Annotated in this window: 15 protein-coding genes; 9 read left to right on the forward strand and 6 right to left on the reverse strand. The window is 53.6% G+C overall.

The window, feature by feature from the left end; genetic code table 11:
- The first annotated feature begins 27 nt into the window (after positions 1 to 27).
- Entirely contained in the window at positions 28 to 1,959 is a 1,932-nt protein-coding gene (locus tag OGY07_RS20280; protein ID WP_286602783.1) for a methyl-accepting chemotaxis protein, read from the forward strand.
- 49 nt (positions 1,960 to 2,008) lie between these two features.
- Here the strand turns inward: OGY07_RS20280 and dosP are convergent, their stop codons facing one another.
- On the reverse strand, positions 2,009 to 4,414 hold the full coding sequence (gene dosP, locus OGY07_RS20285; RefSeq protein ID WP_286602785.1) for an oxygen-sensing cyclic-di-GMP phosphodiesterase DosP: 2,406 nt from the start codon (positions 4,412 to 4,414) through the stop codon (positions 2,009 to 2,011).
- Positions 4,415 to 4,440: 26 nt separating this feature from the next.
- On the reverse strand, positions 4,441 to 5,823 hold the full coding sequence (locus OGY07_RS20290; protein ID WP_042283011.1) for a diguanylate cyclase: 1,383 nt from the start codon (positions 5,821 to 5,823) through the stop codon (positions 4,441 to 4,443).
- A 579-nt stretch (positions 5,824 to 6,402) separates the two neighbouring features.
- On the opposite strand from OGY07_RS20290, the gene treZ reads away from it, so the two are divergent.
- Genes treZ through OGY07_RS20310 form a run of 4 tightly spaced genes read left to right on the forward strand, consistent with a single transcriptional unit; the run spans position 6,403 to position 13,633 of the window.
- Positions 6,403 to 8,193 carry a malto-oligosyltrehalose trehalohydrolase gene (treZ, locus tag OGY07_RS20295; protein WP_286602787.1) on the forward strand — a complete coding sequence of 597 codons (1,791 nt, stop codon included), beginning with the start codon at positions 6,403 to 6,405 and terminating at the stop codon, positions 8,191 to 8,193.
- On the forward strand, positions 8,190 to 10,760 hold the full coding sequence (treY, locus tag OGY07_RS20300) for a malto-oligosyltrehalose synthase (protein WP_286602789.1): 2,571 nt from the start codon (positions 8,190 to 8,192) through the stop codon (positions 10,758 to 10,760). Before treZ ends, treY begins: the two co-directional genes overlap by 4 nt.
- Complete coding sequence (gene glgX / locus OGY07_RS20305; RefSeq protein WP_181823178.1) at positions 10,760 to 12,841, forward strand: glycogen debranching protein GlgX; 2,082 nt, start codon at positions 10,760 to 10,762, stop codon at positions 12,839 to 12,841. Before treY ends, glgX begins: the two co-directional genes overlap by 1 nt.
- Entirely contained in the window at positions 12,842 to 13,633 is a 792-nt protein-coding gene (locus tag OGY07_RS20310; RefSeq protein WP_286602792.1) for an OBAP family protein, read from the forward strand.
- Positions 13,634 to 13,698: 65 nt separating this feature from the next.
- Here OGY07_RS20310 and OGY07_RS20315 read toward each other — a convergent pair whose 3' ends face one another.
- From OGY07_RS20315 to ycgZ, 3 genes are read right to left on the reverse strand one after another with little or no spacing between them, the layout of a single operon-like run.
- Positions 13,699 to 13,965 (reverse strand): biofilm development regulator YmgB/AriR family protein, encoded by a 267-nt coding sequence (locus tag OGY07_RS20315; protein ID WP_060569769.1) that lies wholly within the window; start codon positions 13,963 to 13,965, stop codon positions 13,699 to 13,701.
- A 46-nt stretch (positions 13,966 to 14,011) separates the two neighbouring features.
- Complete coding sequence (locus OGY07_RS20320; protein ID WP_060569768.1) at positions 14,012 to 14,317, reverse strand: hypothetical protein; 306 nt, start codon at positions 14,315 to 14,317, stop codon at positions 14,012 to 14,014.
- Positions 14,318 to 14,368: 51 nt separating this feature from the next.
- Entirely contained in the window at positions 14,369 to 14,608 is a 240-nt protein-coding gene (gene ycgZ / locus OGY07_RS20325; protein WP_042282993.1) for a regulatory protein YcgZ, read from the reverse strand.
- A gap of 344 nt (positions 14,609 to 14,952) precedes the next feature.
- On the opposite strand from ycgZ, the gene OGY07_RS20330 reads away from it, so the two are divergent.
- Together OGY07_RS20330 and OGY07_RS20335 are read left to right on the forward strand one after the other, a co-directional pair.
- Positions 14,953 to 16,170, forward strand: coding sequence for a diguanylate phosphodiesterase (locus OGY07_RS20330; protein ID WP_199957265.1), 1,218 nt, complete (start codon positions 14,953 to 14,955; stop codon positions 16,168 to 16,170).
- A gap of 149 nt (positions 16,171 to 16,319) precedes the next feature.
- Complete coding sequence (locus tag OGY07_RS20335; protein ID WP_042282988.1) at positions 16,320 to 17,057, forward strand: MerR family transcriptional regulator; 738 nt, start codon at positions 16,320 to 16,322, stop codon at positions 17,055 to 17,057.
- Positions 17,058 to 17,061: 4 nt separating this feature from the next.
- Here OGY07_RS20335 and OGY07_RS20340 read toward each other — a convergent pair whose 3' ends face one another.
- Positions 17,062 to 18,423: a glycoside hydrolase family 10-like protein gene (locus OGY07_RS20340; protein WP_286602793.1), complete on the reverse strand. Its 1,362-nt coding sequence runs from the start codon at positions 18,421 to 18,423 to the stop codon at positions 17,062 to 17,064.
- Positions 18,424 to 18,811: 388 nt separating this feature from the next.
- Here OGY07_RS20340 and OGY07_RS20345 point away from each other — a divergent pair, with 388 nt between their 5' ends.
- The gene (locus OGY07_RS20345; RefSeq protein ID WP_286602794.1) at positions 18,812 to 19,015 is read left to right on the forward strand and encodes a type II toxin-antitoxin system RelE/ParE family toxin; all 204 of its coding nucleotides are present in this window, start codon (positions 18,812 to 18,814) and stop codon (positions 19,013 to 19,015) included.
- Positions 19,002 to 19,316, forward strand: a complete 315-nt coding sequence (locus OGY07_RS20350; RefSeq protein ID WP_042282983.1) for a hypothetical protein — start codon at positions 19,002 to 19,004, stop codon at positions 19,314 to 19,316. Before OGY07_RS20345 ends, OGY07_RS20350 begins: the two co-directional genes overlap by 14 nt.
- The last annotated feature ends 202 nt before the right edge of the window (positions 19,317 to 19,518 follow it).

A 19,518-nucleotide genomic window follows, 5' to 3' on the forward strand; every position in this document is an offset into this window, starting at 1 on the left:
ATTAGCCTGAATGATAAGGAAGTTTGTATGGACTGGTATCCGTCACGTATTTCCACGCGCCTGACGCTCGGCGGGATCGTGCTGCTGATTGTTACGACGCTGGTGATTGTGGTGATTATGCTCTGGCGAGGTCAGCCTCGCGTTGTGGAGATTAACTCTGCGCTAATAGAGGAGACAGGACATGGCCTGACGCGCCAGCTCAGTACCGTCCTGTCACGGGTAGAGGGGGAAACTGTCAGCCTGGCGCGTCTGGCAGAGGTCTTGCCCAATGATGAAACACTGTATCGCACCGTTGCTCCGCAGTTACTGGGCATCGACAGCGACAGCATTATTACCGGAGGCGGTATCTGGCCGGAGCCGAACGCTTTTACGCCTGGCCTGGAACGACGCAGTTTTTTCTGGGCGCGTAATACCGATAATAAGCTGGTGTATTCGGATGAATATAACGCTGCTACCGGTAATGGTTACCATAACGAAAGCTGGTATCAACAGGCGAAAGGACGGTCTGCGGAAAACTGCCTGTGGTCTGACGTTTATCAGGACGCCATTTCCGGAATTAACATGGTGACCTGCAGTGTGCCTTATCTGCTGTCGGGTCAGTTTGCCGGGGTTGCCACCACGGATATACGCCTTGATAACGTCGCCCGCTTTATGCAGAAAGAGGGCGGTCACACCGGTGGTTACGCCTTTGTGGTGGATAAGCAGGGGCAGATCCTCTATTTCCCACCGATCGAGCAGCAACAATTTAAAACCGTCAGTGAGCTGGTCAACGCCTCGCCATGGCTCGCGCCTGTCGCCAGCCAGTTACGGGCGCTCAGCGTAGCGAAGACCAGCACTGCGTCCGTCGCGCTGGAGCACGACGGCATTCTTAACGCCGCTTCGCGGGTCATGCTGTTTCCAATGGCGGATACCGGCTGGGTGGTCGGACTGGTTACGCCAGAAGCACGTATTGTCGGGCTGGCAAAGGAAATGATGCGTGACGTTCTGGTGGTATTGATCCCGCTGATGGCGTTGCTGCTGTTGGGCGCGTGGCTGCTGGTGCGCCGGTTAATTGCCCGTCTGGATGATACCCGCAAAGCGCTGGATGATATTGCGCAAGGGGAAGGCGATCTTACGCGTCGTCTGGCGGTAAAAGGTAAAGACGAGATTTCCGCTATCGCTGAAGCCTTTAATCTCTTTGTCGATAAAATCGCCGCAATCCTGGTCACGGTACGCGGAAGCAGCGAAGTGGTCGCCAGTACGGCCACAAGCCTCGCTGACAGCAACACCGAACTGTCCACCCGCGTCACGCAACAGGCGGCGGCGCTGGAAGAGAGCGCTGCCGCAATGGAACAGCTTAACGCCACGGTACAGCAGAATGCCGCCAATACCGCACTGGCGGATGAGCTTTCGGAAAATACCGCGCAGACCGCCAACCGCTGTGGCGATGTGATGCACGAGGTGATTTCCACTATGGATAACGTCAGCGCGTCGTCCGGACGGATGGTAGAAATTGTGTCGGTAATCGACAGTATCGCTTTCCAGACCAATATTCTGGCGCTCAATGCGGCGGTAGAAGCGGCGAGAGCCGGGGATGCGGGACGGGGCTTCGCCGTCGTTGCCTCGGAAGTTCGCACGCTGGCACAGCGTAGCGCAACGGCGGCTCAGGAGATCAAAGCCCTGATAGACGAGTCGGTTTCACATGTTGACAGCAGCAGCCAGCAAATCCATCACGCGGGAGATCGGCTACAGGAGCTGGTGGGGCACGTCCGTCAGGTTCGTCAGTTGATGGGCGAAATTCGCGTGGCCGGGGAAGAACAGCGTAAGGGCGTGGCGGAGGTGACGCTGGCGGTGACCGAAATGGACGGAACCGTGCAGCAAAACGCGTCGCTGATTGACGATGCCGCCGCGCGTACTCAAATCCTGAAAGCCGAGGCGGATCAACTGGCGAAGCAGGTCTCTTCTTTTACGCTGCCTTAAATCTGTGGCAGTGCTTCAGGCCCGGCGGAAAACGTGCCGCCGGGTCGCATCAGAGGCTGACGGGAAGCGTACTGTTCATCCACCCTGGGATCTCCTCTGCCGCAACCGGACGCGAGAAGTAATATCCCTGAATCACTGGGCATTTGACCGAGCGTAAAAATTCAAACTGTTCTTTGGTTTCCACCCCTTCTGCGATCACCACCAGATTTAAGCTTTGTCCGATACGGGTAATGGCTTCCAGCAGCGACTGGATCCGTGTTTCCGTCAGGCAGCGGTCAACAAACGATTTATCAATTTTCAGCTCGGTCACGGGCAGACTGACCAACCGCGACAGACCGGAAAAGCCGGTGCCAAAATCATCGACCGACAGCCCAACGCCCATATCACGTAGCACCGTGATGCGTTTGAGGATCTCTTCATCCTGCTCCATCATCATGCTTTCCGTGATTTCCACCGTCAGCTGTTCGCCCGGTATGGCGAATTCCAGCATCGCTTCCGACACCTGGTTGGGCAATTGATTGCTGCGAAAATGCAGGGCCGAGAGGTTAACCGATAAGGTGGGAATGGTCAGCGACTGCGCGCGCCATTCGGCCAACTGACGGCAGGCTTCCCGAACCACCCAGCGTCCGATGTTTTCGATTTCCCCAATTTCTTCCGCCAGCGGAATAAAGAGGCCTGGAGTAACATTGCCGTGCTTCGGGTCGCTCCAGCGGGCCAGCGCCTCGAAACCGTAAAGCTCACCGGTTTCGGCGAAAATCTGCGGCTGATAGACCAGACGCAGATGGTTGTTGGCAATGGCGCTTTTTAACGCTGCGCCCATCCGCAGGCGTTCTCTAACCGCGCGGTTCATCTCCGGGTCAAAGAATTGCCAGCCGTTACCGCCTGCCTTGCGGATAAAGTCCATCGCATTGTGCGCCGTCGACAGCAGGTAATCACGGTTTTTACCCGCTTCATAGCTGATGCCAATACTAAACGTCAACGGGAAGGGCTTATCGTCAAACAGCGTCGCTTCATTACCAATGCTAATAAGCTCGTCGGCGAAGTGAGTAATGTTGCTCATTTCACTGTCATGGCTGACCAGCACAAACTGGGTGCCTTCAATTCGGCTGAGGTACTGGTCGGGTCTTAGCCGTTCACGGATCTTATTGATAATCTGCAATAGCACCTGGTCGGCCACGGCGTAGCCCAGGCTGTCTATCACGTCCTGGAAATGATCCACGCCTATCAGAAAAACCACCGGCGAGCGCAGAGGCTCTTCGCGGGTGGTTTCATCGAGATAAGCATGCAGATGGTTACGGTTAGGCAGACCGGTGAACGGGTCAAACTGCAGCAAATGCTCAATCTGCTGTCGGCTTTTTTCCTGCTCAAGCGCCAGCGCGGCCAGATGCTGGCTGATATCGGCAACCCGCTGGATGAAGGCGCTGGTCTCTTTTCCTTTAACGGTTTTAATTAACAGCGTACCGGCGGGAGAGCCGTCGCGCTGGCGGATCGTCAGCGACCAGACGTCGAGGTTTTTGCGCGCCGCTTTTCCAGAAGATGAGGCCCAGAAATGCCGGGCGCCATCTTTTAGCGCATACAGCGAGACGTGGGTGTCTCTGAGAACGGCTTCAATATTGCGGCAGATGATTTCTCCCATTTCCTGGAACGGCGGGCTGGCGCACATTGCCGCAAGAATATTGCCTTCCAGTTGGCGAATTTGCCGTTCTTCCGTGACGTCAGAGAAGGTCATCACCAGATTGGGCAGATCGGTTTCTTTGCCATATACCGGGCTGATGGAGGCTTTGATCCAGATTTCCTCGCCGGAACGGGTAATGACCAGGAACTCGTCCTGGTCGCGGGTGGTTTTCCAGAGCAACTGTTGCAGCCGCAGACGATTATCTGACGGCGTTTCGGGAATGTGGAGCAGGCTGTCCGGCAACTGGCCTGACGCCTCCTGAATGCTGTATCCGAACATTTCGCTGAAGGCGCGATTGCACTGGACGATGCGCCGCTCATGGTCAAGAACGATAACGGGACGATCAAGGTGGTCGACGGCTAACAGCAGCAGACGCGTTTGCTCCTTTTGTTCCATTTCGACGCTGGCGTCACGGGCAAACGCCAGATAAAAGATCCGGCCCTCCACGCTAATTTTCGACAGCGCAAAGCGGGTCCACACTTTGCTGCCGTCTTTGCGTTCCAGCAGCAGTTCCCGGCTCATACCGACGACGCGCGGCTGCCCGCCTTCGCGGTTATGGCGAATATAGTCCGGATGCACCGCGCGCAAATCCCGGGGAATAAGCATCGAAATGCCTTTCCCGAGCACTTCATCACGGCTGTATCCCCACAGCTTTTCCGCCGCCGGATTAAAAAACAACACTTCGTCGTTGTCGTTGATCAGCACGGCGCCCATCATGCTTTGCTCAAGCGCGGGAATGAAAATGCTGTCTCCGGTGCTTTTAACGTCGGTTAGCTTCATGTGTTACCTCTGCGTCCGGAAAACACTCAGGCGCCTGGTTTCCAGAGTTCAACACGGTTTCTGCCGTGCCTTTTCGCAATGTATAACGCCTCGTCAGCAATCTGAATTAAGCGTTCATAATCGGGGTGGCCGTTAAACATCGCCGCGCCAATGGAAAGCGAAAGCGGGATCGCTTCACCATCGGGAGACTTAATTTTGGTTTTCTCAACGCGGCTGCGAATACGCTCCGCGATGCGCAGGGTATCGGTCTGGGTGGCTTCGGTCAGCACAATAATAAATTCATCGCCGCCGTAGCGAAAAACATAGTCGCTGCTGCGCACGTTGTCGTAAAAGGCCTGGGAAACGCGCCGCAGGATCTCGTCACCGGTATTGTGTCCCCAGGTGTCATTAATCTCTTTAAATTTATCCACATCAATAATCAGAATGGAAAGCGGCGTTCCGGCACGGTTGGCGTGGGCGATTTCGCGTTTAAAAATGGTGGGCAGAAACCGGCGATTGAGTAGCTTCGTCAATACATCCATTCCCACTTCATGGCGCGAAACTTCTTCAAACAGTTCGCGAAGCAGAGTGATGATTTGCGAAACGGTATTGCGGATTTGCAGAAGGAACTTTACCCGCGAGGCTTTATTGTTCAGCGCTTTTGCGGTTCCCCGGGTTTGATGAAACAGGCCGTCAAAATCCTGGATCAGTCGGGAAATATGGCCCACTTCAGCGATGCCGCTAAAATAGTGACGCCCTTTATGGTTAAACCACAGCCCAAAATCCGCCTGACTTAACGGCAGACTGTTGCCAAAGTCGGCGTCGAGCATAATTTTATAGATAATATCCATTTCCCAGGCGAGCAGTGAGGCAATCTGGCGCTCTTTTTCTTCTTCGGCATTTTCCAGCAGGGAAAAAATACGATAGTTTTCATCTTCTTTTGCCGCGCTGCTTTCGCTAAAAGAGAAGGCCCGGGACATGACTTCCATCGCCAGATCGATGCTGTTAATAGAAAAATGGTAGATCAGGAGTTTCTCAGTCGCCTCATGGTGACTGTCTATGATGATCGGGTAGAGCAATTTTTTCAGAACCCGAAAACCCATTTCCACCAGTTCGACGGGAATCCCGATTCGGGCATGAACTTCAGCGACCGTATGCTGCACTTTGATTAACTCATCAACGTCACCGCTAGTGCAGGAGAGCACATCGACAATCCACTTTTCCAGCGCGTGTTTTAGCTGCCGCTCCACCTGTTCATTACTTAAAAATTCTTCAGCATGTGGGTCGGCAAGCACAATACGATAAAACTCGATGCTCAGGGTGTGCGCGTGGTGAATCGCAATCTCAGAAGCCAGTTTACGAATATGCGGATCCGTTTGTTCAACCAACGCGACCCATTCGTCTTTCATTCTTTTAAGATACATCTCCATCAGGCAGATCCTTACGGTCGTTCGCGAAAGACACGGGACAGGCGTCTTCGCAGTTTTATGGATAGTAGATCGAATTAAATAATACGTCACACCTGTAATGTAGCATCATCATATGAAAGAAAGAGTGTCATGACTTAAGGGATATTTTTATACAAATCTGCAGGCAAAGCCTGAAAATCCGGCGTTATCACCATAAGCAATAAAAAGCCCGTTCTTTTAGTCTGTTTTTAGATGAATAACCTTTTTGCGCCTGCGTGAATAAAAGAGAAAATGAAAACCAAAAGCCATCATGGTTTATACGTATTTATTTTAGTCTATCCCTCGCGTATTGATTTCAGGAAATAACGTTCGTCATTATTCATTGAAAGAAATATCAAACACCTGCGTAAACCCCATTTATCGATCCGCTTTTCAGGGGGGCGCGAGTCAGAAAAAGCGCTTCAGACGTGACACTGTCACCTCGCAATCGTCAGAGCTGGTCTATGCTTGTTCTGCGTATGCTGTTTCATACAGCAACGGTAGGGGTATTTGCTGCATAAAACTCACCCGAGGATGAAACGGGTCTAATGGGGCGACAGTATGAGTTCAAAATCCTTTATCAGAAGTTGGGGGTGTGAATTTGTGGCCGCGGATGTCGTTCGCTTTCGCATTTGGGCGACGAGTCAGGAAAAGATGTCTCTCCGTATTCACGATCGAAACCACGAAATGACGGCCAGCGGAGAGGGATGGTTTGAGTGCCAGGTTAACGGCGTCAAGGCGGGAACGCCTTATCAGTTTGTATTGAACGACGGGACGGCAATTCCCGATCCGGCCTCGCGTGCGCAGTGTGACGATGTGAACGGCGCGTCGCGCGTCGTCGATCCCGAGGCCTATTGCTGGCAACACACTGACTGGCAGGGATGTCGCTGGGAAGAAGCGGTGTTCTATGAGCTGCATCTCGGCGCCTTTACGCCTGAAGGGACATTCCAGGCGGCAATCGCCAGACTTCCGTATCTCGCGGAACTGGGCGTTACCGTCATTGAACTGATGCCGGTTTCGCAGTTTGGCGGTCAACGCGGCTGGGGTTATGACGGCACGTTGCTGTATGCGCCGCATTCCGCCTACGGTTCACCAGACGATTTTAAAGCCTTTGTTGATGCCGCACACGGTTACGGTTTGTCGGTGGTTCTTGATATCGTGCTCAACCACTTTGGGCCGGAAGGTAACTACCTGCCGCTGTTATCTGAGAACTTTTTCGACGCCGCGCGCATGACGCCGTGGGGTAACGGCATCGCCTATGAAAACGACGCGGTACGCCGCTATATTGCAGACGCGCCGCTGTACTGGCTGGTGGAGTATCAGCTTGACGGATTGCGCTTTGACGCCATCGATCAGATCAAAGATGACGCGCAACCGCATCTGCTGGTAGAGATAGCCGAACGTATCCGTCGTGAGATTAGCGACCGGCCGATACATCTCACCACCGAAGACAACCGTAATGTCTTGTTTTTACATCCGCGTTCTGAAGATGGCGCGACGCCACTCTTTTCCGGTGAGTGGAACGACGATTTCCATAACGCCATTCACGTCATGGCGACCGGGGAAAATCACGGGTATTACGCCGACTTCGCCACTCAGCCCGAACGCTATGTTGCCCGCACACTGAGCGAAGGGTTTGCCTGGCAAGGGGAAATGTCCGCCGTTAGCGGAGAAGCGCGCGGCGTTAGCAGCCGACAGCAGCCACCGACTACCTTTGTCGATTTTATTCAGAATCACGATCAGATCGGTAACCGTGCGCAGGGCGAACGGCTGATTACGCTGGCGGGAGCCGAGAAAACACGGGTACTGCTTGCCACGCTCCTGATGTCGCCACATATTCCGCTGCTGTTTATGGGCGAGGAATACGGCGAAACGCATCCCTTTTTATTTTTTACGGATTTCCATGGCGATCTTGCGCGCGCGGTGCGTGAAGGCAGGGCGAAGGAATTTGCCGGACACGCCGGACATGAAGGCGAGAACGTACCAGATCCCAATGCGCCTGAGACGTTCCAGCGCGCGAAACTCGACTGGCAAAAAATGCAGCATGAAGAAGGAAAAGCGTGGCTGACCTTCACCCGGGATCTGTTGAGCAGACGCCGGCGCGTTATCGTCCCGCTGCTGAAAACCGCACGCGGCGGTGAAGGCGAAGTGGTGCAGACTGCCCCCGGTTTTGTTGCTGTGCGCTGGCGTTTCCCGACAGGCGTTTTGTCGCTGGCGTTCAATATTGGCGATGTGCCAGTGGTGCTGCCGGAAATGCCGGGGAAAACGGTTTTCGCCTGGCCGGAAGCCAGCGAGCGTCTTAATCCAAATGCCATTGTCGTCCGATTCGCACAGGGAGAAACCTTACCATGATCCCTTCATCGACCTACCGAATTCAGTTTCGCAACGGCATGACTTTTGACGCCGTTAGCGAACGGATACCGTACCTGAAAAAGCTCGGGATCAGCCATTTGTATGCCTCGCCAATTTTTACGGCGACAGCGGGCTCGACCCACGGTTATGACGTCACAGACTGTAATGAGATCGATCCTGCCATCGGCGGGCGGGAAGGATTTGATCGCATGGTGCAAGCGCTTCACGCTGCGCAAATGGGTCTGATCCTCGATATCGTCCCTAACCATATGGCCAGTTCGCTGGAAAATCGCTGGTGGCGTGACGTTATTGAACACGGAGAGAAAAGCGCTTACGCCAGCCATTTCGATATCGACTGGTCACAGCGACTGACATTACCGTTCCTTGGCGACACCTTTGAGAAAGTCCTGGAAAAAGGGGAGATCAGCATCAAAGCGGATCCGCAAACGGGTAAACCGACGCTGGCCTATTATGACGCCTTTTACCCACTGGATCCGTCAACCTGGCAGGGAAATGAAGCGGATGTGCTGGCGATGACCGATAAACAGGCCATTGCCGACTTGCACCAACGGCAACCCTGGCGGTTGATGTCCTGGCGCGAGGCCGCGACAAATCTGAGCTATCGCCGTTTCTTTGAAGTCACTGGACTGGTTGGCGTTCGCGTGGAGGACAATCGGGTATTTGATGACACCCATCAACTGATCATTGAACTGGTGGCAAACGGCGCTGTGGACGGATTGCGTATCGACCATATTGACGGCCTTGCCGATCCGCAGGCCTATCTTCAGCGTTTACGTCAAAAGGTCGGTGAGGCGTGCTATATCACCGTTGAAAAAATTCTTGCCCGCGGGGAGGAATTACCGCAGGAATGGCCGATTTCGGGTACCACCGGCTATGAGTTTATTGCGGCTCTGGCCGAAGTGCTGGTGGACGATCGCGCGCTGGGGGATCTCCGACGCGTCTGGCAGGATGCAGTCGGTCAGCAGGTGGATATGCGCGCTGAACTGCGTAAGGCGCGGGTCCTGATGATAGAGCGTAATTTTGCCGGCGAATTTGCCCGCTTGTGGAAACTGGCAAGCGAACTGGCCCGTCAACAGCGCGTCGATATTGATGACGAGACGCTGCGCGGCGCGCTGCGAGAACTGCTGATTGCCTTTCCGGTGTACAGAACGTATGGCACCGCGCAGGGATTCAGCACGGCGGATCGCGAGCTGCTGCGACATGTCACCGCACAGCTGAGCGCCAGTGAGTTTGCCCCGGACGCTCAGGCGCTTGGTTTTCTCTCTCGGTTGTTGGTCGGTGCCGATGACGCCTGCCTGACCACCACGGCGGCGACCTTCCGCACGCGCTTCCAGCAGCTCACCGGCCCGCTAATGGCCAAATCGGTAGAGGACACGCTGTTCTTTCGCCAGAACATGGATCTGGCGCTAAATGAAGTTGGCGCAGAGCCCGTTCAACGCTTTTTCTCGCTCACGCGCTTTCATCAGGAGATGCAGTCCCGTATGCGGCTACAGCCGGATGCGCTGTCCAGCACGTCGACTCACGACACCAAACGCGGCGAAGACGCCCGCGCCCGGTTATACACGTTGACCGAGGCGCCGGCGCGTTGGGCGGAGCATCTGGCGCGATGGCGGCAAATGAACCAGACCCATGTCCGGTTTCTCAATGACGGCACCGCGCCCAAAGCGGCGGATACCTGGATGCTCTATCAGGCGCTGGCGGGGGTATGGCCCGCGGTATTCCGTCCGGATGACGCGAACGGTTTGCAGGCGCTTGAGGAGCGATTCCTTGAATTTGTGGAAAAAGCGCTACGCGAAGCCAAGCTGCGGACGGACTGGGTGGATACCAACGAGGCCTACGAAACGGCGGTTCTGGATTATGCCCGGCATATGCTGTCACCAGAAAACACGCTGTTTTTGCAGGATTTTCACGCTGCGTTGCAGCCGTTTATTCGTGCCGGACTGGTGAATAGCCTGACCCAGACGTTGATTAAACTGACCGCCCCCGGCGTGCCGGATATCTACCAGGGCAGCGAGGCGCTCAATTTCAGTCTGGTTGACCCGGATAATCGTCGCCTGCCGGACTTTGCCCTGCTGGCCCGCCAGCTTGCACAGGCAGACAGCCGCGTATTTACGCAGGAAGCGTGTTGGATGAATGGTCAGGTGAATCAGTATGTGACTGCCGTTCTGCTGCATCTGCTACAAAGGTTTCCCACGCTGTTTCGCAAGGGCGACTATCTGCCGCTCGACGCCGAGGGGGACAACGCGGAGCACGTCATTGCTTATGCCAGAGCAGATGAAAAAAACGCGCTGGTGGTGGTGGCGCCACGCTGGGTATTCCATCGCATAGAGGGCGAACTCTCCTCTGCTGGCGGCACGCTGTGGGTAGACACCCGTATCGCGTTGCCCGCACGGCTGGCGAATCGTCAGTATGAAGACGTCTTTCATCACGAGACGGTCGATGTCGGCGCCACGCTTGACGTCGCGCAACTCCCCGGTCATCCACTTATTGCTGTTTTACGCGAACACCCGTCTGAACAGACGAGTGCAGAAAGGGAAAATGGATAATGGCAAAAGCAAAAGGTAAACAATTTGATATCACAGCAGGGCACAGCCAGCAGTTAGGGGCAAACTACGACGGACAGGGGGTTAATTTTGCGCTTTTCTCCGCCCATGCCGAGCGCGTAGAACTGTGCCTGTATGACCCGAGCGGACAAAACGAAATTGCCCGCCTGACCTTACCGGAATTTACGCATGAGATCTGGCACGGCTACGTGCCGGGTCTGGAACCCGGGGCGCTTTACGGCTATCGGGTTCATGGGCCTTTTGATCCAGAGAACGGGCACCGTTTCAATCCCCATAAATTGTTGATAGACCCTTATGCCCGGGAACTGGTGGGGGATATCGCCTGGAATGAGGCGCATTTCGCTTACGATCTGGAAAGCGAAGAAAAGGATCTTAGCTTTGACACCCGCGACAGCGCCCCGTTTACGCCAAAATGTAAGGTTGTCGACCCGAATGCGTTCGACTGGCAGGATCACCGTCGCCCGGATATTCCCTGGCCCAGCGCCATTGTTTATGAAACTCACGTCAAAGGTTTCACCTGGCTGAATCCCGCGATACCACAAGAATTGCGCGGCACGTTTGAAGGGATGGGCCATGCGGCAAGCGTGGATTACATTAAAAGTCTTGGCATTACCTCCGTCGAACTGCTGCCGGTTCACTGGTTTCCGGACGATCAGCATCTGCTGGACAAAGGTCTGAAAAACTTCTGGGGATATAACACGTTGGGCTTTTTCGCTCCGGCGACGCGCTACTACGGTCCGCGCGGCATACAGGGCTTTCGCGACATGGTGCGCGCCTATCATGATGCGGGTATCGAGGTCATTCTGGATGTGGTGTATAACCACACCGCGGAAGGTAACGAGCTGGGGCCGACGCTGTCATTTAAGGGTATTGATAACTTCTCCTATTACCGCACGCTGGCGGATCAGCATCGTTATTATATTAATGACACGGGGACGGGGAATACCGTTAATACCTCTCATCCCCGCGTGCTGCAGATGGTGATGGACTCGCTGCGCTATTGGGCGGAAGCGATGCACGTCGATGGTTTCCGTTTTGATCTCGGGACGATCCTCGGTCGCGAACCGGAGGGTTTTGATCAGCGCGGCGGCTTCTTTGACGCGATGATGCAGGATCCGGTGCTGTCGAAACTCAAGCTGATCGGTGAACCCTGGGACATTGGACCGGGCGGGTATCAGGTAGGCGGTTTCCCGCCAGGGTGGGGAGAATGGAATGATAAATACCGCGATACGGTGCGCGAATACTGGAAGGGCGACAACGTTTCTACCGATTTTGCCGCACGCCTGCTTGGCTCCGGCGATCTCTATGACCTGCGAGGGCGGCGGCCATGGGCGAGCGTCAATTTTGTTACCGCGCATGACGGTTTCACCCTGAACGATCTGGTGTCCTATAACGAGAAGCACAACGAGGCGAATGGCGAGGACAATAACGACGGACATAACGATAACCGGTCATGCAATTATGGCGCGGAAGGTCCCACGGATGATGCCGTCATTAACGCCACGCGCGAACAGCAAAAGCGTAATTTCCTCGCCACGCTGCTGCTGTCCCACGGTACGCCGATGCTGCTGGCCGGTGATGAGTTTGGCCGCAGCCAGAACGGGAATAACAACGGCTACTGCCAGGACAGCGACATTTCCTGGGTCCACTGGGAGAATTTACCGGAGTCAGCGCAACAATTGCGGGAATTTACGCGCCACCTTATTGAACTGCGGAAACAGCAGCCGTTGCTGCGTCGGGAAAACTGGCGCGATGGCATGGTTATCCAGTGGTTTAATGCCGGGGGCGGGCTACAGCAGCCGGAGCAGTGGGATGAAGGCTCCACGCTTGGCGTGTATATCGGTCGTCCGGATCTCGAGACCGAAGACGGGATCTGGCACGAGGTTCTGCTTCTGTTGAATCCCTTCGAATGTAGCGTGCCGTTCAGCATCCCGCAAACGGGGGATGGCGGTTGGGTACTGGAACTGAATACGGCTAATGACCCTGAACAGGGACTGATTATCGAAAATGAAACGGATTATGAACTTGCCGGACGCAGCATCGCATTATTCAGGAGGCCATAAGTGAAAAAAGGGTTATGCATTGCAGCATCGGTTGCGTTATTAACGGCCTGCGGGGCGAACACAACCCCGCCGAAGACGCCGATACCCGGTAAAGAAACATCTGCAAGCCTGCGTACGCTGGAAGCCGGGGCGGAAGTGATACAGTCCCGGCCGCCGATCGAGGCCATCAGCGCCTATCTGGATGGCTTCCATTTCTACAGTGGCGATAAAAATGGCCAGATGGAAGCGCATCATTATGTCACTGTACTTAATGATGAAGTGATGCAGGCGGTGATCTACGACGGGAATACCAAAGACGCGCGTCTGATGGGCGTTGAATACATCATTAGCGAGCGGTTATTCAATACGCTGCCGCCAGAGGAAAAAAAACTCTGGCACAGCCATCAGTATGAAGTGAAGTCCGGCAGCCTGGTGGCGCCGGGTCTTCCCGCCGTCGCGGACAAAGCGTTGATGAGCAAAATCGTCAACACCTACGGCAAAACCTGGCATACATGGCATACCGATCGCGATAAAACGCTTCCAATGGGGATCCCCGCGTTGATGATGGGCTTTACCGGCGACGGGCAGTTGGACCCGGCGCTATTAGCCGATCGGGACCGTCGACTGGGTATCAAAACGCAAGAAATTAAACAACAGCGGCGGGATATTGTGGCGCATCCGGTAGCACAAGGCGCCAACGCCTGGGAGAAAGGGCAAGTGATACAGTTAAAAAGGGTCAGCGGCGCGGGGGAGCATGGTCATGGCATGACGCGCTCTTTTGGTAAGGCTGAGCAAAATCAACAAAAGCCGTAATGTTCACAGCCCATCCTGCAACGGGACAGCGTGTCAGGATGGGCCAGAAAGACAGAGGGTAAACCTTAAATATCATCCATGGTGTAGCCAACGACAATTTCCAGTGTTTTCCGTAACACATCAGCCTGTACCACGCTGTCCGTAGTTTCCAGCGCCTGGACCAGCCATAAAATAATCGCTTTATTGGTGATATGCCCATCAGAAGCCATAATGCTGCTGATAGCGGTCGCCAGTACCGCTGACTCCTCGGCAAGACGGTCGCCTGCGTTGCGGAAAAATTCGGACATTGCTGTATCTGGAAGAACTGCGTAAAAATCGGTCTGCTTAAGCATCGCTTGTCTCATGTGCTTTCACCGTTAAGTTGTAAAATGGCGTTGGTTAGTGCATTTTTTTTGTGCTGTCTGACTGGCGACTGCCAAACAGCTCAAGCACGTTGCCCCGTCGTACTGCATGTGAATCTGGTCGGCGCGCGCGTTGACGCTTTCTGGCCGCCATGGCGGTGACTTCGGTCATGACGCTTTGTATGGCCTCTTGTCGTTTACTGTCTCCCGCGTTGGCCTTCATATTTCCCAGCGTCACGATCAGTGCCTGGGTGCTAATGGGACCATGGCTTTTCAGCAGCGTTAATACCGCTTCACCGATGATTTCATCCGTCAGTCGTTCATATTCTTCACTTCTGTTCATAACCGCATCTCTGGTTGCCAACGCTGACACTGGCGTTGGCGTGAACCTCCACTAACGATCAAACAGCAGACCAATCAGCGTGTGATAGTGGTGTTCCTCCGCTTCGCTATTCGCTTTTTCAAGGCGGCTCAGCAATTTAGTACAAAGCGACTTCCTGTTCAGGCTCTTGCCGTCGGTGAGGATTTCCACCACAAGTTGACCCAGGGTTTCCTGCTGAGTCGGCAGGCTAGCTTTATTGAAGTACTGGGCAATCGCATTCGCTGAATCGGACATGTTGATGTTGTGATGCATGTGTGACTCCCATTTGTTTCAATAATCTACAAAGTTGTAATTTAAGTTATACAAATATAGAAAATGTGTACATAGGATGCGTACAAAATAGCATGCTAATTTTTAGCTTTTTGTGCTAACCCTTTAAAATCAATAAATTAAAATAAATAATTTACAATTTGTGTCATCAATAGCTGTACAATATTTTTAGGCGGGAATTGGGTAAATTATGCCAATATTTAGACAATAGAAATGTAACATTTTCCTTTGTGAACATATTGTTAGGGTAAAGTGAGTTTTCTGGAGACGGGAAGGCACGGTTCTGGTAGGGTATTTATGTTCCCTCCTATATATCTGGACTCATCATGCTCACAACGGTTATCTACCGTAGTCATATTTGCGACACTTTTTCCCTGATCTCTCTTGAAAAAATGGTGGCAGCAGCAAAGGTAAAAAACGAACAGGCCAACGTCACCGGGATCCTGTTGTTTAACGGAAAACATTTTTTTCAACTGCTTGAAGGGCCAGAGGAGGGCGTTCAGCAGATCTATCAACACATCATCAACGATGAGAGGCATCATAATCTGGTAGAGTTATTGCGTGACTACGGGCCGTCACGCCGCTTTGGTAAAGTGGGAATGGAGCTTTTCGACCTGCGCGAATTTGCCAGAAATGACGTTTTGCAACACGTACTCGATAAAGGTACCACCCGGTATCAATTGGCGTTTAACGACCGACCGCTGAAATTCTTTCGCACTTTTATAGAGGCGACCGAAAAGGAAAATTATTTTGCCATTCCACCGGCAAATACATGGGAATTTATTGCCGAAGGTGTAAGCAGGGAAAAGAGTGTGCAAGAAGATACCCACGCAGAATGTTGCTTTGCCTTTCAACCATTAATCGATCCTTTCGCCCGGGAGATTGTCGCGCTGGAAGCCTTGCTGCGAACGCCAGACGGACAGGGGCCAGAACGTTATTTCGCCGGGCTTACCGGGACGGCACTTTACGAAGCGGATCTGCACAGTAAAACGCAGGCCTTTGCGCTGGCGGGCAGGCTGAATTTGCAGCGATATTCACTGTCGGTGAATGTGTTGCCTATGACGTTGGTCAACATTCCCCACGCGGTACAAACGTTGCTGGACGCCATTGAGCGTTCCGGCCTGGTGCCGGAACAAGTGACGGTTGAATTCACAGAACGCGAAGTGATCTCGGGGCTTGAGCAATTTACCGCCTCTGTCAGACTACTCAAAAGCGCCGGAATTAGCGTGGCGATTGACCACTTTGGCGCCGGCTCTGCGGGCTTGTTATTGCTGTCGCAGTTCCAGCCGGATCGCATAAAAATTAACCGGGAACTCATTATGGATGTCCACAAAAGTGGGCCCCGGCAGGCCATTGTACAAGCGATCGTCAAATGCTGCTCGTCGCTGGAAATAGCGATTTCTGCGGTTGGCGTTGAAAAGGCGGAAGAGTGGATGTGGCTGGAATCAGCCGGTATCAGTCAGTTCCAGGGCTATCTGTTCGCCCGTCCATCTTTAGGAGGTGTCTCGCCGATTGCATGGCCGGAAAGGGCTGCCGATCTTTAATGCCAGGTTAAAAAATTGTTGTTCCATCTTACTGAGAATTGGGAATAAATTCACAAATCCCTGCTTGTACAGGAAAATTTGATTTGTACAGCGCAGGGGGTTTGGTTAACTTATACATGGAAGTACAGCTTTGCAGTAAGAGGGATGCTATGGCTTTTTACAGTATTGGTGATGTGGCCGAACGATGCGGAATCAACCCGGTTACGTTGCGTGCCTGGCAAAGACGCTATGGATTATTAAAACCTCAGCGCAGCGAAGGCGGTCACCGTCAATTCGACGAAGATGACATCAGACGTATCGAAGAGATTAAACGCTGGATCAAAAGCGGCGTGCCGGTGAGTAAGGTTAAAGCGCTGATTGAAGGCAGCCAGACTGCGCAACACGACGGCTGGTTATCGCTTCAGGAAGAGATGATGGTCACACTGCGTCGTGTCAGTCCCGACAAACTGCGCGTACGCATTGATGAACTGGGTGCCAGCTATCCGGTTGATGATGTGATCGATCACATTTTTGTTCCGATGCGTCAACGACTTAATCTTGAACAGGCTACCGCACGCGTCATGGGCAGTCTGCTGGATGGGGTGCTGATCGACTATGCGATCACGCGCCTGAATGCCTTACGCGCTCAGGCTGATAAAGAGGCTTATCTGCTGTCATGGGAGTGTGAAGACCGGACACGTCTTTGGCTGGAAGGCTGGCGTTTGTCGCAGCAGGGCTGGAATATTCACGTGCTGCCGGAGCCGCTGGAATCGCCGCGCCCGGAAATGTTCCCCGGTCAGGATATTTTCGTCTGGATTGGGAAAGCGCCCACCACGCGCCAGCAAGAACAACTGGCGAGCTGGCGAGAGCAGGGGTATAGCATTGCCCTGCATTCATCGCCGTCCTGAATCGCTACATCTTTTCTTTATTTGACGGGTGACCACTCAGGTTTGCCCAACGCTGTCGTAAATAATGAACGGCCTGCTGCGTTTGCGGCTGATTAAGGTTGTTTTCCCTGAACAGTATTGTGCCGTTGATTTGCGGAACCGAGTCGTTCAGGTCGAGCTGTTTTTTCAGTTCCGGCACGCCGCCGTTTACCGTCCAGTCCGGCTCGTTACGCGAGGGTTCGCCCACCTTATACAACGCCACGCCAATATAAAGTCGGGTTTTCGTAGGCTTCACCACATCCGCCCACCATTTAGCGAGCACATCATAGCGCGCGGCGTCGCGAGAGAAGGGCCAGTACAGCTGCGGCGCGATGTAGTCCAGCAAACCTTGCTGTACCCAACGGCGCGTGTCCGCGTAAGACTCATCATACGCCGCGGCGCCCCGGGTGTCTGAACCGGCGGGGTCGTGTGAGCGGTTACGCCAGACCCCTGCCGGACTCACTCCAAATTCTACGTCCGGGTTAATGTGTCGGAGGGTGCGCGACACCTGTTCAATTAACTGCTGCGTATTGTGCCGTCGCCAGTCGGCTTTGGTATGAAACCCTTCACCGTAGCGCCTGAAGGTCACGCTGTCATTAAGCGCAGATCCCGGTGATTCAGCATAGAAATAGTCGTCGAACTGAACGCCATCAACCGGGTATTTTTTCACGACCTCCGCCACAATGCTGGTTATCCAGTCGCGAACCTCCGGGATCCCCGGGTCAAGAACATAGCGGTCGCCAGCTGTACGGATCCAGTCACGGTGAAGGACAAAAACGCTGGCGGGCTGCAGTGACACAGTGCGGTTCAGTTCGGCAACCGTAGAGGGTCGGGTATTAACCGAGACACGATACGGATTGAACCATGCGTGAACCCGCATCCCACGCTTATGCGCTTCGTCAAGCATAAACTGCAGCGGATCATAACCGGGGTCCTGGCCAATTTTTCCGGTAAGCATGTCTGACCAGGGCAATATCGCCGAGGGCCAAAGCGCGGTACCGTCAGGTTTTACCTGAAAAAATACGGTATTGATGCCGAGCCGCTGTAAATTATCGAGCTTATCGGTTAGCGCTTTTTGCTGCATGGCGATACGCGAACGCGCGTCGCTGACAGTGGCTGACGCGACGGGAGGCCAGTCGAGACGGGAAACCGTCGCCAGCCAGACGCCGCGAACGGGTTCGTTCAACTTTTGCTGTTTCACGGGCGAAGCAGGCGTTGCTGATGGCGGCGTTACCAGCGAGGCGGGCGGTGTAGAAGAGCAGCTAGCCAGCAGAAGCGCCGACGCGATTGCAGCCGTGTAAGTCCTGATACGAAATAAAGGAAGAAAACGAGAAGAACTGATATCCATATACGTCCGTTGCCGGTTAGCGCGAAAGTGAAATTATTGTGGTCTGATTCGAGGGTAAGTCAAGATAACGGCGCGAATGATTTGATAGGTGAGGCGGGAACAAGGCTTTGACGGGAGCTTAAAAGTTCTTTAACGGTATTTGTTGTATAGCCATTATCATTGCCATTGCTTTTCTGCCCGTGTTAGCGCATGGGCTTTTTTACCCTCTTGTCATGTGGTAACGAATTCGTTACCATCAATCAAATACGGAGGGGTATCAATGGATATCAAGTATTACACGGACGAGCACGACGTCAGCCCACTTGAAAAATAGCTGGCTAAAAACCGCGCCGCAATTCCAAAAGTTTTTACGGCGGTTGAGCGATTACGGAGCGGGAACACATCGTCAGTGAAATGGTTATCTGGCCGACCGGGTATCGGTGAATACAGGATAAACTGGGGCGCCGGTTTGCGTGTGTATCTGATGCAGGACGGCGACGAAATTGTCATTTTACTGTGTGCCGGTTTCAAGGATCGGCAAAATAACGATCTGGACGCCGCCGAAAAATACCGCGCTGACTATCTTAGGAGTAAAAAACATGGCCGCGCATGACATCGAAAAAATGTGGGAAAACCTGCTTAAAGAGGATATCGGGTCGCGTGTTCAGATTATCCAGGAGATACACGAATTAATACTGTCCGGTGAAATCGAAGTCGCCAAAGGTATGCTGCGCACGCTGATTAAGGTCACGTGCGGTTATCCTGCGATTTCTGACGAGGTCGGCAGAAATTCCAAATCAATTATGCGCATGTTGTCGCCTGATGTGGATCCGGGTGTTAAAGCGTTTATGGCCGTTGTCAGAGCAGCCGAACGTCAGTCAGAGAAAGCAGCGGCCCAGGGGAAAATCCACTGAGTCGAAACGCGACGCAACGAACCGGTCACAATGGCCGGTTTTTTTACGCCTGCGCGGTGTGCTGCGTGAAATCCTGTGCAGGATAACGGGTGCAAATCTGCAGAATTCGCGCAGCGTCACGACAGGGAAGGGATCAAACGGGTTGCAATGTCATTACCACTTGCGCAGTGCTATACATCACAAAGCAATGTAGTAATACATG

The organism is Citrobacter sp. Cs237 (assembly GCF_030332325.1).
Lineage (GTDB): Bacteria > Pseudomonadota > Gammaproteobacteria > Enterobacterales > Enterobacteriaceae > Citrobacter_A > Citrobacter_A sedlakii.